Annotated in this window: 15 protein-coding genes; 9 read left to right on the top strand and 6 right to left on the bottom strand. The window is 65.7% G+C overall.

All coding sequences use genetic code 11. The features are described from left to right. Positions 1 to 3 precede the first annotated feature (3 nt). Positions 4 to 1938 (bottom strand): SNF2-related protein, encoded by a 1935-nt coding sequence (locus M1247_RS10475; protein ID WP_317156252.1) that lies wholly within the window; start codon positions 1936 to 1938, stop codon positions 4 to 6. 67 nt (positions 1939 to 2005) lie between these two features. On the opposite strand from M1247_RS10475, the gene M1247_RS10470 reads away from it, so the two are divergent. From M1247_RS10470 to M1247_RS10440, 7 genes are all read left to right on the top strand, one after another. Beyond that, the gene (locus tag M1247_RS10470) at positions 2006 to 2719 is read left to right on the top strand and encodes a hypothetical protein (RefSeq protein ID WP_317156251.1); all 714 of its coding nucleotides are present in this window, start codon (positions 2006 to 2008) and stop codon (positions 2717 to 2719) included. A gap of 105 nt (positions 2720 to 2824) precedes the next feature. Then, complete coding sequence (locus M1247_RS10465; protein WP_317156250.1) at positions 2825 to 3043, top strand: hypothetical protein; 219 nt, start codon at positions 2825 to 2827, stop codon at positions 3041 to 3043. Between the two features lie 35 nt (positions 3044 to 3078). Continuing rightward, complete coding sequence (locus M1247_RS10460; RefSeq protein ID WP_317156249.1) at positions 3079 to 4884, top strand: molybdopterin-dependent oxidoreductase; 1806 nt, start codon at positions 3079 to 3081, stop codon at positions 4882 to 4884. A 338-nt stretch (positions 4885 to 5222) separates the two neighbouring features. Beyond that, positions 5223 to 5849 carry a nitrile hydratase subunit alpha gene (nthA, locus tag M1247_RS10455; protein WP_317156248.1) on the top strand — a complete coding sequence of 209 codons (627 nt, stop codon included), beginning with the start codon at positions 5223 to 5225 and terminating at the stop codon, positions 5847 to 5849. Then, on the top strand, positions 5846 to 6160 hold the full coding sequence (locus M1247_RS10450) for an SH3-like domain-containing protein (protein WP_317156247.1): 315 nt from the start codon (positions 5846 to 5848) through the stop codon (positions 6158 to 6160). The genes nthA and M1247_RS10450 overlap by 4 nt, the downstream gene beginning before the upstream one ends. A gap of 1 nt (position 6161) precedes the next feature. Next, positions 6162 to 6521 (top strand): SH3-like domain-containing protein, encoded by a 360-nt coding sequence (locus M1247_RS10445; protein ID WP_317156246.1) that lies wholly within the window; start codon positions 6162 to 6164, stop codon positions 6519 to 6521. A gap of 2 nt (positions 6522 to 6523) precedes the next feature. Further along, on the top strand, positions 6524 to 6979 hold the full coding sequence (locus tag M1247_RS10440) for a nitrile hydratase accessory protein (protein WP_317156619.1): 456 nt from the start codon (positions 6524 to 6526) through the stop codon (positions 6977 to 6979). A 22-nt stretch (positions 6980 to 7001) separates the two neighbouring features. Here M1247_RS10440 and M1247_RS10435 read toward each other — a convergent pair whose 3' ends face one another. Continuing rightward, positions 7002 to 9377 carry a lysylphosphatidylglycerol synthase domain-containing protein gene (locus tag M1247_RS10435; RefSeq protein WP_317156245.1) on the bottom strand — a complete coding sequence of 792 codons (2376 nt, stop codon included), beginning with the start codon at positions 9375 to 9377 and terminating at the stop codon, positions 7002 to 7004. Positions 9378 to 9551: 174 nt separating this feature from the next. Here M1247_RS10435 and stpK7 point away from each other — a divergent pair, with 174 nt between their 5' ends. Continuing rightward, positions 9552 to 11354, top strand: coding sequence for a serine/threonine protein kinase StpK7 (gene stpK7, locus M1247_RS10430; protein WP_317156244.1), 1803 nt, complete (start codon positions 9552 to 9554; stop codon positions 11352 to 11354). 10 nt (positions 11355 to 11364) lie between these two features. Here stpK7 and M1247_RS10425 read toward each other — a convergent pair whose 3' ends face one another. Beyond that, positions 11365 to 11862, bottom strand: coding sequence for a flavin reductase family protein (locus tag M1247_RS10425; RefSeq protein WP_317156243.1), 498 nt, complete (start codon positions 11860 to 11862; stop codon positions 11365 to 11367). 91 nt (positions 11863 to 11953) lie between these two features. Between M1247_RS10425 and M1247_RS10420 the strand changes: the two genes are divergently transcribed. Then, a complete protein-coding gene (locus M1247_RS10420) occupies positions 11954 to 13135 on the top strand; it encodes a zinc-dependent alcohol dehydrogenase (RefSeq protein WP_317156242.1) in 1182 nt (393 codons plus the stop codon). A 1-nt stretch (position 13136) separates the two neighbouring features. Here M1247_RS10420 and M1247_RS10415 read toward each other — a convergent pair whose 3' ends face one another. The 3 genes from M1247_RS10415 to M1247_RS10405 all read right to left on the bottom strand — a co-directional run bounded on the left by M1247_RS10415 (position 13137) and on the right by M1247_RS10405 (position 14894). Beyond that, complete coding sequence (locus M1247_RS10415; RefSeq protein ID WP_317156241.1) at positions 13137 to 13700, bottom strand: hemerythrin domain-containing protein; 564 nt, start codon at positions 13698 to 13700, stop codon at positions 13137 to 13139. A 99-nt stretch (positions 13701 to 13799) separates the two neighbouring features. Beyond that, positions 13800 to 13934 carry a hypothetical protein gene (locus tag M1247_RS10410; protein WP_317156240.1) on the bottom strand — a complete coding sequence of 45 codons (135 nt, stop codon included), beginning with the start codon at positions 13932 to 13934 and terminating at the stop codon, positions 13800 to 13802. Between the two features lie 90 nt (positions 13935 to 14024). Further along, on the bottom strand, positions 14025 to 14894 hold the full coding sequence (locus M1247_RS10405; RefSeq protein ID WP_317156239.1) for an NYN domain-containing protein: 870 nt from the start codon (positions 14892 to 14894) through the stop codon (positions 14025 to 14027). Positions 14895 to 14917: the final 23 nt, after the last annotated feature.

Genomic DNA, 14917 nt, shown 5'->3' with positions numbered 1-14917 from the left:
GGGCTACCCGCCCAGGCGCTCCTGCTCGGCCCGCACCAGGTCGTCCTGATGCGGCGGCGCCTGGTCGCGATTGCGCGCGAGCCGCCGCAACGGTTCGTCGATACTGCCCCGGGCCAGCAGCCGATGCACCCGCAGATTGGGCAGCTCGCTGATGCGCTGGGTCCGCCCGATCACCTGCCGCTCGACGCGTGGCTGCCAGTGCGGTTCGGCGACGATGACGACGAGCGGTGTCTCCAGCTTGCGCAGATCCAGCGCACCCGCATCGGTCCGCGCCAGCAGGGTGGCCGGGCCGCGGTGGGTGGCGAATTCGTCGATCACCGCCTGCTGATCCGGCACGGATTCATCGACAGGGCCGAAGGTGGTGGCGGGCAACGCTTTCCGGATGACATCGAGCACCGGCAGAAACTGTGAGAACACCACCACCCGTGCCCCGTTGATGTGGCTCTCGGCGGTGAGTTCGATCAGGCGGTCCAGCTTGGCCGCGGGCACCGGTGAGCCGGACGGCCACGCCCCCTGCCGGATCGCGGTGAAGTTGCCGCCGGCGACGGCCCGCCGGTAGCGCTCCCGGTCGGTGCGGGTGAACCTGACCCACTCCTCGGTGGCGATGCGCAGCGGTAACTCGTCGACGACATCGCGGTAATCGCGGCGCAGATACACCCCGTCGACGGCCCGGCGGAATGCGATCGACCCCCGCATTCCCGCGTTGGGCGCGACCCGGCCTGCGACGTCGGGTTGCAGAAAGTCGGCCAGGTGGCGGAAGCCGTCGATCCTGTTGTGCATCGAGATGCCGGCCAGGAACACGATGCGGTTGTCCGATGAGAGCACATTGCGCACCGCCCGGGTCCGGTCCGAGCTCGGGTCGCGCAGCAGGTGCGCCTCGTCCACGATGACCAGGCCCGGCCGTTCGGGCAGCTTGATCCGCTGCAGCCCGGTGAACGTGACGATCGCCAGGCCGCCCGTGGCCTTCCAGTCCGCCAGCCGGGCTTCGCGGTGACTACCCCGGATCTCGATCGGCCTCAACTCGGTGTGCTTGAGGGTCTCCTCCACCCAGTGGATGCTCAGGTGTGACGGGCAGATCACCAGCACATGGCGCATGTTGTCGACCGCCGCGAGGTGCGCCGCAACGGCAAGTGCCTGCACGGTTTTGCCGAGCCCGAGTTCGTCACACAGCAGCACCCGTTGCCCCGCAAGCGCGTACTGCGCGCCGAAGCGCTGATAGCCGCGCAGCTGGGTGCGCAGCAGCGACAGATCCAGGTTGACCTCTTCGGCCTCGGCCGCGGCCTCTGCGCCGACGAAACCTCGTTCGGCATCCACACCGGTTGTTCCCGAAGCGAATTCAGCTAGCAGGGTGTCGACGGCGGCGGGGTCGCTGCGGTAAGCGGCCCAGAGGTCGGACTCCGGTCGGCGGGCTTCGGTGATCCGGTCGAGCAGCTCGGCGACCTTGTCTGCCACCGGCTGCGCCTCGTCGGGCATGTCGAGCCGGGCACGCAACGGGGGAAGCAGCCGTCGCAACTGCTTGACCGGGGTGTCCGCCCGGGTCAACACGAGCAGGTCGGTCAGCAGCGCGGTGTCGCGCTCGTTCTCGGCGTTCAGTCGCGGTCGCACGCCTGCCCGGATGTGGTCGGCTTTGGCCTGGGCTGCGGTCTGGACGGCGCGTGCCGTCGCGATGTCGACCCCGGGCACCTGGGTCAGCGTCCGCGCAGGCACGGTGTGGATCTCGGCGACGGTGTGAAATTTGGAGTTCGCCAGCCCACCGATGCGGGTGCCCCGGGCCAGGTAGGGCCGCAGGCTGTCGATGGGCGCGGCCTGCAGGGTCTGGGCGACAACGTCGTCCGCACTGGATCGGATGCCTGCGGCGATGTCCGAGCGGAGTTTGCCGATGTCGTCGAGGGCGGCTTCAGCGCGGCGGACCAGCTCAGCGAGTTCTGCGCGATCCATGACTGCACATCATCCCACTTCAACGTCACGACGGCTGCGCCGAGTGGACCGGGGCTACGGTGGAGACATGGACGAGCCATCCTCGGCCCACAACCCCGCCACCGTGGAGCGGTACCGGCAGATGGCCCGCAACCCGCTGCTGCCGCGCAGCCAGGTGCAGGGTCTGCTCGCAGAATTCGACCGGTTACTTGAGGTTTCCGCACCACCGGCGGGCTTTCCCGCTCTGGGGACGACGGCGACGTCGCGGGCCGCGGCAGACGCCAAGCACGGCCTGCAGCTGGGCCTGGATGAGCGCGCCGCCGGAGATCGTGCCGAACCGCGCCGCGAGGAGCTTTCCGACCGGGTGCTGGCGGCACTGACCGCGCTGACGGCGTGCATCGACGGCATGCAGACGCTGGAGCGAGCCAAGATCGACGCCGAAGCCGGTGCCACCGCCGACGGTTTCGTCGTGCAGGAGGACTGGTGCATAGCACTCGGGCCCGGGCAGGTGCGCACTGACGAGCTCCAAAAGGCCCGTGCCCGCCACGAGCACTGCGTCATGTCGGCGCTGGCCGGGATGGAACAGCTGCAATACCGCACCGTGCATACGATCCGGGACCAGTTGGGGGTCGACGAGGGTGGGATTCCCTGGACGCTGATGGAATGCGCGCGGGCCGGGCTGGATCTGGGTGGCAGCTTCGAAGCCAGTGCCCGCCTGCCTGATTCGCCCTTGCGTGATCTGATGGAGCAGCTCGCCGACGACATGCGGCAGGCCAACGCGGTGGTACGCGGCGAACGTTAAGTGAGTCCTCAGCCAATATTCATGGTGCAGGCGCATATTGGAGTCAACCGTACGAGAGGTCGGGAGGTACGGACGATGAATATTCGCCCTGTTGCAGGTGTTCTGATGGCATGTGCCGCGGCGTCGATCGGGTTGGCGCCCATCGCGCAGGCAGCGACCGTGACCGCCGAGCCCGCAAGTCAGCACATCGCGCCGGCTCCGCAGTCGTGCACCACGACGAATGCGGGCAGCCAATGCATATCGCCGGGAAACGCGCAGATCAACGATGCTCCGCCGTTTGTGGACAACTTCCCGATGTACGGGTATTTCCCGTGGATTCTGTGATTGATTGACCGCGACGCGTCGCAGGAGGTCATTGCATGACTATCGATGACCCGCGCGCTGAGCGACTCACCGCCGACAGCCAGTTGGGAGCGCTGCTCGATCAGCACAACCCCAACGGCGCCCTTCAGGAGCGAATCGATGTAGCCGCCTTCGGCGGTGGGATTCCTCAAGTGCGGGCGCGGATCCCGATGATTCGGATCGGTCGGCGGTGGGTCAGCAGCGTGTGGTTGGTGGTGATCGGCGCTGTCGGGCTGCTCGTGCTCATCGCGGTGGCTCAGCAGCTGCGGCACTACGGCTGGGTGCAGAGCTTCATCGCCCGCTATCCAGGCACCGCAACGAGTTTCGCGCCTGCAGTAACCTCCGGATTTCCCGCGTGGCTGCGGTGGCAGCACTTCTTCAACATCATCTTCATGATGTTCATCATCCGGTCCGGGCTGCAGATTCTGGCTGACCACCCGCGGCTGTACTTCAATTCGGGGTGCAAACCGGGAACCGAATGGCTGCGGATGCGTGATCCAATACCTGCCGACCGTCTGGACAAGAATGATCCGCAGCGGGTGTGGACGTCCAAAGACGATGCGGTGGCCTTGCCGAAGAGCTTGGGTATACCGGGCTTTCGCCATTCGATCGGCCTGGCCCGCTGGTGGCACTTCAGTTTCGACCTGTTCTGGTTGATCAACGGGGCGATCTTCTATGTGTTGTTGTTCAGCACCGATCAGTGGCAACGCATCGTGCCGCAGTCGTGGACCGTGTTCCCCAACGCGCTGTCCACCGCGATCCAGTACGCCTCACTGAATTTCCCTGTCGATCAGGGCTTTACGAACTACAACGGCCTGCAGGTGCTGGCATACTTCATCACGGTGTTCATCGCCGCTCCGTTGGCGTTCCTCACCGGTCTGTTGCAGGCGCCTGCGGTCGCGGCACGGTTCGGTACGGGCCGTGGCGTGTTGAACCGGCAGGTCGCCCGGACCATCCACTTCGCGGTGCTGGCCTGGATGCTGGTCTTCATCGTCAGCCACGTCACCATGGTGCTGCTCACCGGCGCGGTGGGGAACCTCAATCACATCACGTTGGGCACCGACACCCATTCCTATTGGGCGGTGGTGATCGTCGTGATCGCCGCGGCGGTCGTGGGCATGTTGTGGCTGATCGCGTCGCCGTTGACGCTGCGCTATCCCCGGGTGGTGCAGCAGACAGGCCGGTTCGTCGTGGGCTGGGCGAAAGAACTGATGGAGCGCATGCCGGCCCGGGCGTCGTATCAGGAGAAGGACATCACCCCGTACCACTGGGCGAACGGACGGATTCCCGATTCCGAGCATTATCTGCGGCTGCGCCGCTCCGGCTGGTCGGAGTACGCGCTGCAGGTTCAAGGACTGGTGGAGAATCCGATCGTGCTGTCCTACGACGAATTACGGGCTTTGCCGAAGCACGAGCAGATCACCCAGCACTACTGCATTCAGGGCTGGTCGGGCGTGGCCAAGTGGGGCGGGATCCGGGTGAGCGACCTCATCGACATCGTGCGGCCGCTGCCCACCGCACGGTGGGTGGTGTTCTACTCCCTCGGCGACGGGCCCGAACCCGGGACCGGGCGGTACTACGCGTGCCACAAGATCTCCCACATGCGGGCGCCGATGGCCCTGCTGGCCTATGAGATGAACGGCGAGCCGCTCGGCGATCTGCACGGTGCGCCCCTGCGTCTGCGCAATGAACTGGAGCTCGGCTTCAAACAAGTCAAATGGATTGAGGCCGTTGAATTCGTCGCCGACATCAAAGATGTCGGGTGGGGGCAGGGCGGCTACAACGAAGACCACGAGTTCTTCGGGTACCGGATGCCGATCTAGGCTCGGCTGGTGGGTAATGCGGCGTACGCTGTGATGAACCTGTAGCTTCTTGATGCTTTTTCAGCCTGTGATCGCAAAAGGCTGCAGGCTCGGCACAGCAGGCCGCCAGAGAACCCGGGACGGAGGGGAGCTCCGAAGCGCTTGTGTCGAGGATTGTGGTCAGTAGGTGACTGAGATTCTCGGCTTAGTGCTGCGCAACGGGCGCCCACCTGCACAGGTGCATTGTTGCAGTTACCGCTGCAGATATTCGGATTGTGCGGTGCGCGAATGCTCGGTTAGATGTGGTCTAGCGCACAACCTGAGCCCGTGGCGGACCGGCAGAAGGGAAGTACCACATCATGGAAGAAATCCAGCGGAGCGATGGATACACCGACCCGCCACCGTATGCGGCGCTGCGGATCAAGGCGATCCAGTCGTTGTTGGTGGACAAGGGCATTGTCGATCCGGCCTCGTTCGACGAGATCGTTGACATCTACGAGAACCGGATCGGGCCCAAGGACGGTGCTGCCGTCATCGCTCGGGCTTGGGTGGAACCGGAATTCAAAGCCAAGCTGCTCGACGACGGTACGGCCACGCTGGCCGAACTCGGCATGACCGGTTTCGAAGGCGCGCATGTCATCTTCGTCGAGAACACCGATGAGGTGCACAACGTCGTCGTGTGCACGTTGTGTTCGTGCTATCCGTGGGCCGTACTGGGGCTGCCCCCCGCTTGGTACAAGGCACCCCAGTATCGCGCTCGGGTGGTCTACGAGCCGCGGGCGGTGCTGCAAGAGTTCGGCACCACTGTGTCCGGTGACGTCGAGATCCGAGTCTGGGACAGTACGGCGGAGGTTCGCTACGTGGTGATCCCACAGCGTCCTGCCGGTACCGACGATATGAACGTCGAGCAGCTCGCCGAGCTGGTCAGCCGCGACGCGATGATCGGCACGAAGCTGGCGGCGACGGCCGAAGGGGCAACGGTATGAACGGTATTCACGATGTCGGTGGCAAGGACGGTATGGGTGCCGTCCAGACCGAAGACAATGAGCCGGTCTTCCATGGTGAGTGGGATCGCGATGTCTTTTCGGTCATCGGACTGTACTTCGCCAGCGGGTTGTGCCCGTTGGACGAGTTCCGCCATTCGATCGAAGTCATGGACCCCGCTGAGTATTTGAGCACCCCGTACTACGTGCACTGGTTGCGCGCGGCGGAGAACCTCGGATTTCAGAACGGCTTGTTCACGAAAGAAGAGCTCGCCCAACGGGTCGCCGAACTTGCAGCAAGGGAGATGTCCTGACATGCAGAAGTTAGCGCCTGCACAGGTCTTCGGCGCCATTCGCACTCCCACTTCGTTCACGCGTGAGGTTACGGTCGAACCGCGATTCGCGGTCGGGGACCGGGTTGTCGTACGCAACCACAATCCGGTCGGCCACACCCGCTTGCCCGGTTACGCCAAACTCCACAACGGTGTCATCGACCTGCACCACGGCTTCTTCGTCTACCCCGACACCATGGCGCACGGGCTTGGCGATAACCCTGAGCATCTCTATTGCGTGAAGTTCAGCGCCGGTGAGTTGTTCGGCGAGCGGGGAGAGCCGAACACCTGGGTGTATGTCGACATGTGGGACAGCTATCTGGACCCGGAGCCGGCATCGTGAACATGCTGGTGACTGGCCGTGAAGATCCCGAGGTTGCGTTCGAAGAACCTTGGCACGTAGAGGCTTTCGCCGTTGTCGTGGCATTGACGCGGCAGCGCATGTTTACCTGGACCGAGTGGGTGGAGGAGTTTTCGACCGAGATCCTTCACCACCCGCGGCGTGACGACGAGACGGTCACCGAATCGTATTACCGTCAGTGGCTCGCGACGGTGACGCGGATGGTCGACAGGCACGCCTCCGTGTCGTCAGCGACCGTGGACGAACGGCACGAACAATGGCGGCGTGCCTACCTGGGCACACCACACGGCCAGCCGATTGAATTGTCCAATCATGTGCGGGTCCGGGAGGATTGCCCGACACCAGCGCACGATCACGATCACCCCGTGACGCCACTCGCCGACATCCGCGAACGGATCAAGCCCATCGCGGTGCACGCCGGGAACACCGCCGGCAACTGACCTGGGGCCCGTGTCGCCCCGCTCAGATCATCTCGTTCTTGGTCAGCCACCGCATCACGGGCCAGCCGACGAACACCGGCAGCCAGCAGGTGAGCACCCGATAGAGCAGCACCGCGGGCACACCAACCGCAGCGGGCACGCCGAACGCGGCCAAACCACCGATCAGTGCGGCCTCCACGGCGCCGACACCGCCGGGGGTGGGGGCGGCTGACGCCAGGGTGCCGCCGATCATGGTGACGACGGTGACGGTGACGAAGGAGGTGTCCCCGCCGAACGCCTCGACGCTGGCCCACAGTGCCAGAGCGGCGCCGAGAGTCGTTCCCGCCGCGCCCAATACGATCAGGCCGAGCCGTTGCGGTTCGCGGGCCAACTCGATGAGGTCGTCGGACACTTCTTTGAGTTTGGGCCGGATCTCGCTGGCCAACCAGCGCCGTAGCTTGGGAACCGCGAGGAACGCGCCGATGAGTCCAAGGGCCACGCCGCCGGCCAGGTACAGCACGGTGGCGTCTGGCACGAAATGCGACAGGTCGGTTGCCGCGCCTGCGGCGGTGGTGAAAAAGATCAGCAGCAGGATGTGCACGATCACCTGCACCGACTGCTGAAGGGCCACCGCCGCGGTGGCGCGCATCGTGCTCAGCCCGCCCTTTTGCAGGAACCGGGTGCTCAAGGCCAGTCCGCCGACACCGGCCGGGGTGGTGGTCGCGGCAAAGGTGTTGGCCACCTGCATGATCGACAGGTTGCGGAAGCTCACCGCGCCGTCGGCGCAGGCCCACAGCGCGGCTGCCGCACCGACATAGGTCAACGCCGAGACCGTCAGACCCATCAGGGCCCACCACCAGTTCGCGGTGCGCAGTTCGGAGAAGAACGTGGGCACGGTGCTGATGAACGGATACGCCACGTAGACCAGCGCGACGAGCAACACCAGCTGGATCACCTGGGTGCGGGTGAAGCGGGTGATGGTCTCGGTCTGGATCTGATCGGCGCCGGTCTGGTGCATCACCTCATCGCGGGCGGTGGCGATGACGGCCTTGGCGTCGGGCACGGCATCGCGCACCGGTGCAGGCACCGCGGATTTGGTGAGCCGGCGCGAAGCCGTCAGCACGGTGTCGCGGCCGAACGCCTCGATGGCGGCGCTCACCGCCGACGGGGCGTCGTACAGCGCGGTGGTGGTGACCAGTAGTTGCGCGATGTCGGATTGCAGTTGGGCCTCGGTGGCGCCGTATTCGGAATTGCCGAACCCACCGAACAGCACGGCCCCGTCCTCGACGGTGATCTCTTTGCTGCGCAGGTCGCCGTGCGAAATCTGGTGATCGTGCAGGGTCCGCAGCGCGCGCCACACCCGCCCGACGGTGGCATCGTCGGAGCACTTGTCCAGCGGGATACCGCGTTTCCGGTTGTGCGCATACAGCGTCCAGCCGCGATCGAGGGCCGCCACCGACATTGTCGACGTGCTGGCCAGGCCCAGATCGCCGATGGCGATGGCCATCAGCGCCTGGTGCTCGACGGCCCGGCGCATCGAGGTTTGCAGCGGGGCGGTTTCGTCGGTCCGGAACCGCAGTTTGCGCCACAGTTGGCGCATGGCACCGCCGCTGCGCTGGTTCGGGCCGTACAGCTCCACCACGGCGTTGGCGTCCGGATCTTGGGATGCGGCGTCGAGCAGCAGTGGCCCGGCCCCGGCGGGGCGGATCACGGTCAGTGCGGAGACCACGAATCCGCGCTGCGCCATGGCCCGTACCGCGCCGTCGAGCGGCACCTCCAGGGCCGGGGTGCCGACGATCAGCACCACCAGGGCGCCGACGAACCAGCCCACGGCCAGGCCCAGCAGCGACCGGGCCGGCACCACGGCGCTGACGACGAGGTGGATGGGCACGAACGCCAGCAGCAGCGTCCACCAGTACCGGCGGAGCCGACGCGACAGCCACGGGCCGGACACTGTGAGCACCGCGGCCAGCATGGCGATCCAGCGGGGGTCGTCGAGGAACTGTGACAGCTGGCTGTCGAGGCGGTCGTTCAGGTCGAAATGCCACTTCGGCGCCGCGATGCCGTTGCCGGTGATCGACAGCGACAGGATGGCGATCAGCCCGGCCGCGGCGTAGGCGCCGAGCAGCTTCCACTGCCGCGACAGGACCAGGCTGACCAGGATCACGAACGGCAGCGCGAGGATCGCGATGCCGTAGGCCAGATAGACCAGGTTGGACTGGGTCGGGGTCAGCACGCCGACGATCTCGGAGATCGACCGCTCCAGCGAGACCCATTCGTAGCGGGTGATCAGCGAGCTGGTGATGACCGTGGCGAGGAACAGGGTGGCCAGCGCCAGGCGCAGGATGTCATTGGTGCGTCGGGTCAGGGGTTGTAGCAGCCTGCCGGTGACGGTGATGTCCCGTCCGTCAACGCGCATGTTCCCCCCTTTCGCGGCTCGCCGACCAACGTAGCCGGAGGATTGTGCGATGTCGGTCATTGGTCGCCATCTGACGGAATTGTTTGCCGAGTCGTTGTGAGCGGGCGCTATCTGCAGGCAGGTGATGTAGTTTCGATCGACGACGCCGGGGGGCCGCTGCTGAGGAGTAATCGAGTGGATACGACACCATTCGGGCACTATCAGCTGCAAAAGCTGATCGGCCGCGGCGGCATGGGCGAGGTATATCAGGCCTTCGACACCAAAACCGACCGGATCGTCGCGCTCAAGGTACTGCCGCCGCACCTGGCCCAGGACAGCACGTTCCAGGAACGTTTCCGGCGGGAATCGCACGCCGCGGCCGGCGTCAACGATCCGCACGTGGTGCCGATCCACGGTTACGGCGAGATCGACGGCCGGCTCTATCTGGATATGCGGTTGATCGCGGGCCGCAACCTCGGGGCCATGCTGACCAGAACTGAACGGCCACTCGAACCGGCCTTCGCGGTGAATATGGTCGAGCAGGTCGCGACCGCCCTGGACGCCGCGCATCAGGCCGGCCTGACCCACCGCGACGTCAAGCCGTCGAACATTCTCATCACCGATCACGACTTCGTCTATCTGATCGATTTCGGCCTCGCCCGCACCGCCGGCGAAGCGGGGATGACCACCGCGGGCAGCACCCTGGGCACGTTGGCTTACATGGCGCCGGAACGTTTCGACGCCGGTCAGGTCAATCCACGCTCGGACATCTATGCGCTGGCGTGCGTGCTCTACGAATGTCTCACCGGGGCGCGGCCGTATCCCGTCGACAGCCTGGAACAGCAGATCGCCGGGCATATGGTGTCGCCCCCGCCGCGACCGTCGGCCACGGATTCCCGGTTGGCCGCCTTTGACGAGGTCATCGCCAAGGGCATGGCCAAGAAGCCGGGCAAGCGGTATCAGAGTGCGGGAGAACTGGCGGCCGCGGCGCGCGCGGCGCTGAGCGTGCCGGTCCGCACGACCGGCCGGTCGGGCCGGCATTCCGCGCAACGCGTCCGGACCCGGCCCCGGGTGCGGGTGCCGCGTCGTGTGGCGTTGATCGCGGCCGCGACGGTGCTCGTGGCGGCGGTGTGCGTGGTCGGGGTCTGGCAGTTGCGTGGCCACGGCGCGGAGCCGAGCCTGGCCGATACGGCGTCGACGACGGGTCCGGTGAAGGCGCCGATGGGGGCCGTCCCGGAGATCGCCGCGACGGTGCCCGCAGAGATCAAGGAGACGGGCCGGCTGGTGATCGGGGTCAATGTGCCCTACGCGCCCAACGAGTTCAAGAATTCCGACGGGGAGATCGTCGGCTTCGACGTGGACCTGATGAAGGCCGTGGCACGCACGCTCGGGCTGGTGCCGGACTTCCGCGAGACCGGGTTCGAGGGGATCCTGCCGTCGGTGCAGGACGGGAAGTTCAACGTCGGGATGGCGTCGGTCACCGACACCGTCGAGCGGGAACAACAAGCAGACTTCGTCACCTACCTGCAGTCCGGAACGCTCTGGGCGCAGCGTGCCGGGTCCTCGGTGGATCCCGACGCTGCCTGCGGGATGCGAGTTGGTGTGAAGTTCAGCGTGATTCAGGACACCGAGGAGATCCCGGCCAAGAGTGACGCGTGTGTGGCCGCGGGACTGCCGCCCGTCGACAAGGTCGCCTACACCCAACAGGACGAGGTGACGGCCGCGTTGATCGCCGGTGAGGTCGACGCCATGTCGGCGGATTCGCCGGTGACGGGGTTCGCGATCAAGCTCAGCGGCGGGGCACTCGAGCCGGCAGGCGACGTGTTCGACTCCGCGCCCTACGGTTGGCCGGTGGCGAAAGGCTCGGGGCTGGCCGAATCACTGCGGCAGGCATTGGAGCACGTGATGGCGACGGGCGAATACCGCACCATCGCCACCATGTGGGGCGTGGAGAAAGGCATGATCACCCAGCCGGTGATCAACGGGGCGCTCCGGTGATCAGCCCGGCTCAGGCCTGATGCCCTGGATCCAGGTCTTTCACATCGGCGAAGCTGACGAACGTCGGATGTGTGTCGGTGGCATACCCGGCGACCGGTTCCAACAGCTGGCCGACGTGATCGCCGAGATCGAAGCGGTCCAGGATCGAGCCGACGAACCAGGCGCACGCGGCATCGAGGATCGGCACGCCGGCGGGCCCGCGGTGCCAGGCACACCGGCTGAACTTGTCGAGCTGATCGCCGCTTTCGCTGCCGAACAGCTCCGCGAGTTCGACGTCGTCGCGCGTGATCAAATGCACCCCGAGATGGGTCGCGGCCCGGGCCACAGAGTAGGTGTGGTTGTTCGGCGACAGCCCGACCAGGAAACGCGGCGGGTCGATGCTGGACTGCGTCGCGAAACCCACCAGGCAGCCCGCGTTTTCGTCGCCGACACTGGCGGTGACGATGAACATCGGGTAATCGAGGATGCCGACGAACTCCTCGAACGCGGCAGCTGATCTTTCACCCATGCGGCCTCGCTTCCGGTTGACCCTGCCCAGTATGAAGGTGTTTGACCCATCGCAGCGGGGGTAGCCGACGCGGTATGAACAGGACAGTGCTGTGAAAGCGGTGACGTGGCATGGCCGACGCGATGTCCGGGTCGACACCGTCCCGGATCCGGTGATCGAGGAACCCGGCGACGCGATCATCGAGGTCTCGTCGACCAACATCTGCGGCTCGGACCTGCACCTCTACGAAGTGCTCGGCGCGTTCATGCACGAGGGCGACATCCTCGGCCATGAGGCGATGGGCACCGTGGCCGAGGTGGGCGGCGGGGTCGACGGACTGTCGGTCGGCGACCGGGTGGTGGTGCCGTTCCAGATCTCCTGCGGCCACTGCTACATGTGCCATGAACAGCTCTATACCCAGTGCGAGACCACGCAGGTGCGCGATCAGGGCATGGGCGCGGCGTTGTTCGGTTACTCCGAGCTCTACGGCCGGGTGCCTGGTGGTCAGGCCCAGTACCTTCGGGTGCCCCAGGCGCAGTTCACCCACATCAAGGTGCCCGACGGCCCGCCGGATGCCCGGTTCGTCTACCTCTCCGATGTGCTGCCGACGGCCTGGCAGGCCGTCGCCTACGCCGCCATCCCCGAAGGTGGCTCGGTGACCGTCCTCGGCCTGGGCCCGATCGGGGATATGGCCGCGCGCATCGCCCACCATCTCGGCTATCGGGTGATCGCGGTTGACCGCATCCCGGAGCGGCTCGCGCGCGTCCACACCCGCGGCATCGAGACCGTCGATCTCACCGCGGTCGACGGCTCGGTGGGTGAGGTGATCCGGTCCAAGACCGACGGACGGGGGACCGACTCGGTCATCGACGCCGTGGGCATGGAGGCACACGGCTCACCGATCGCCAAGATGATGCAACGCGTGACGGCGGCCCTGCCGGACATGGTGGCCAAACCCATGATGCAGACGGCCGGGCTGGACCGGCTCGACGCGTTGTACTCGGCCATCGACATCGTCCGTCGCGGTGGCACCATCTCACTGATCGGTGTCTACGGCGGCATGGCCGATCCGCTGCCGATGCTGACGCTGTTCGACAAACAGATCCAGCTGCGGATGGGGCAGGCCAATGTGAAGAAGTGGGTCGACGACATCATGCCGCTGCTCACCGATGCGGATCCGCTCGGTGTGGACAGCTTCGCCAGCCACGTGCTGCCGCTCACCGAAGCGCCGCATGCCTACGACATCTTCCAGAAGAAGCAGGATGGCGCGGTCAAGATGATGCTTAAGCCGTAGGTCAGGACATTGCGGCCTTCAGCGCATCCCGGCTGCGGTCCAACAGTGAGGCGAACGGACCGGCCGCGAAGTTGGCCAGCGACGATTCGGTGCCAGGATGCGGATGTGTGGGGGCGATCCGTTCGGCGGCTTGGACGAGGGTGGCGAGCTTGCGCAGCTCGTCTTCATCGAGGTCCGTACGCAGCGAGGCGAACTCGACCTTCTCCTCGGCTTCGGCGTGCTTGAGCACCGCATTCTGCAGATGGATGAGTTTCTTGCTGAATTCGGCAGTACCGTGCGGTATCTGCTCGAGTTCTTGCAGCGCGACCTTGGCGTCGTGTTCCTCGGCCAACCTCGCGTCGGCGACCGCATTGCCGTCATCAAGTTTGCGCCGTGCGCGGGGGTGCACAAACATCTCCTCGGCGGCCTCGTGCACAGCCAGCAGGGTCCGCAGCCGATTGAAGGCCGCACGCTGGGTATCGGCGTCAGAGGCGTCGAGTGTTTCGACGAAAAGGTCCCTGATCAGCTGGTGTTGATCTTGGAGATAGCTCACCACGTCGGTCTCGCTGGACGATTTCTGAGACATGTTTCCTCCCGGTGCTGGTATCGGAATTTTTCGGCGCAGGGGCTGCGCGCCTGAAAATTCGGATACCCGTCGCACCGCGAGGGCAAACTGTGAGGTTGGTCAGCGCTTCTTGGGGTGCAGCACATCCTCGGTCAACGCGGCGCTCGCACCCTTGGCGCGCTTGTCCGCGCGTTTCTCTTTCAGAGATTTCCCGGACTTTTTCGCCATACCCTGGCGCGGAGACTTATCGGCCATCGTGGCCCCTTTGATGTGGGGGCCTGTGTCGGTCCCGGTTCACACACCCTACGCGCACTTTGAAATTGCATGGGGCGCAGCGCACTGCCGTCACTCGCGCAACCGCACCATCCGCGTCGTCGTCGTCTCGTCCAGCTCCACCACATCCGACCGGGATCGCAGAAAATCACTGAAAGACCGGAAACCCAAAGATCTTTCGCTGAACGACGGATCCATGCGCTTCATCTGTGCCTTCAGCACCGAGTTGTGCAGCCAGTCGGCGTCGTCCTTATCCAGGCCGATCTGCAGTGCGCGGGTCAGCAGCGCGGTGGCCGCGGCCTGGGGGTCGGGTTCCTCCGGCTCCTCGGGTTCGGTCTTCTTGGTGCGGCGGGTGCGTTTCGGGGTCTCGGGCTCCGCGGACGGTTCGGGCTTGATCATCGGGACGCCCGGCAGCGCGTCGTAGACGACGAACTCATCGCACGCGGCGGCCAGGGCCCGGCTCGACGCACCGGCCACCCCGATGCCCACCACATAGCGGCCGAGCCGCTTGCAGCGCTGGGCGAGCGGTATGTAGTCGGAGTCGCCGGCAACGATCACCACGTGGGTCAGGTCGGGCAGCCGGAACATGTCTTCGACGGCGTCGACGGCCAGCCTGATGTCGGCGCCGTTCTTGCCGTAGGCCGCGGCCGGGAACAGCTGCACCAGGTCGACCGCGCGGCCCACCAACTGTTGGCGGTATCCGGTATTAACATCTGCTGACCAATCGGCGTACGCCCGGGTGAGGACCAGCGTCCCGAAGGAGGACGCATAGTCCAGGACGGCGCCGACATCGACCGTGGAGCGGGCCAACCGGTCGGATTCCAAGCCCTTGGCCTTGTCCCGCTGAAACGAGTTACGGCCGTTGACCTGGTCATACCGCGAAATCACGATGTTGTCGAAGTCCAGATAGACCGCGACTCGGGTAGGGGCGGGTTCGGTCATGCCCTCCAGTGTCGGGCATCGAT

This window comes from Mycobacterium appelbergii (assembly GCF_032883035.1).
Classification (GTDB): domain Bacteria; phylum Actinomycetota; class Actinomycetes; order Mycobacteriales; family Mycobacteriaceae; genus Mycobacterium; species Mycobacterium appelbergii.
This window is presented reverse-complemented; position numbering and strand designations above follow the sequence as displayed.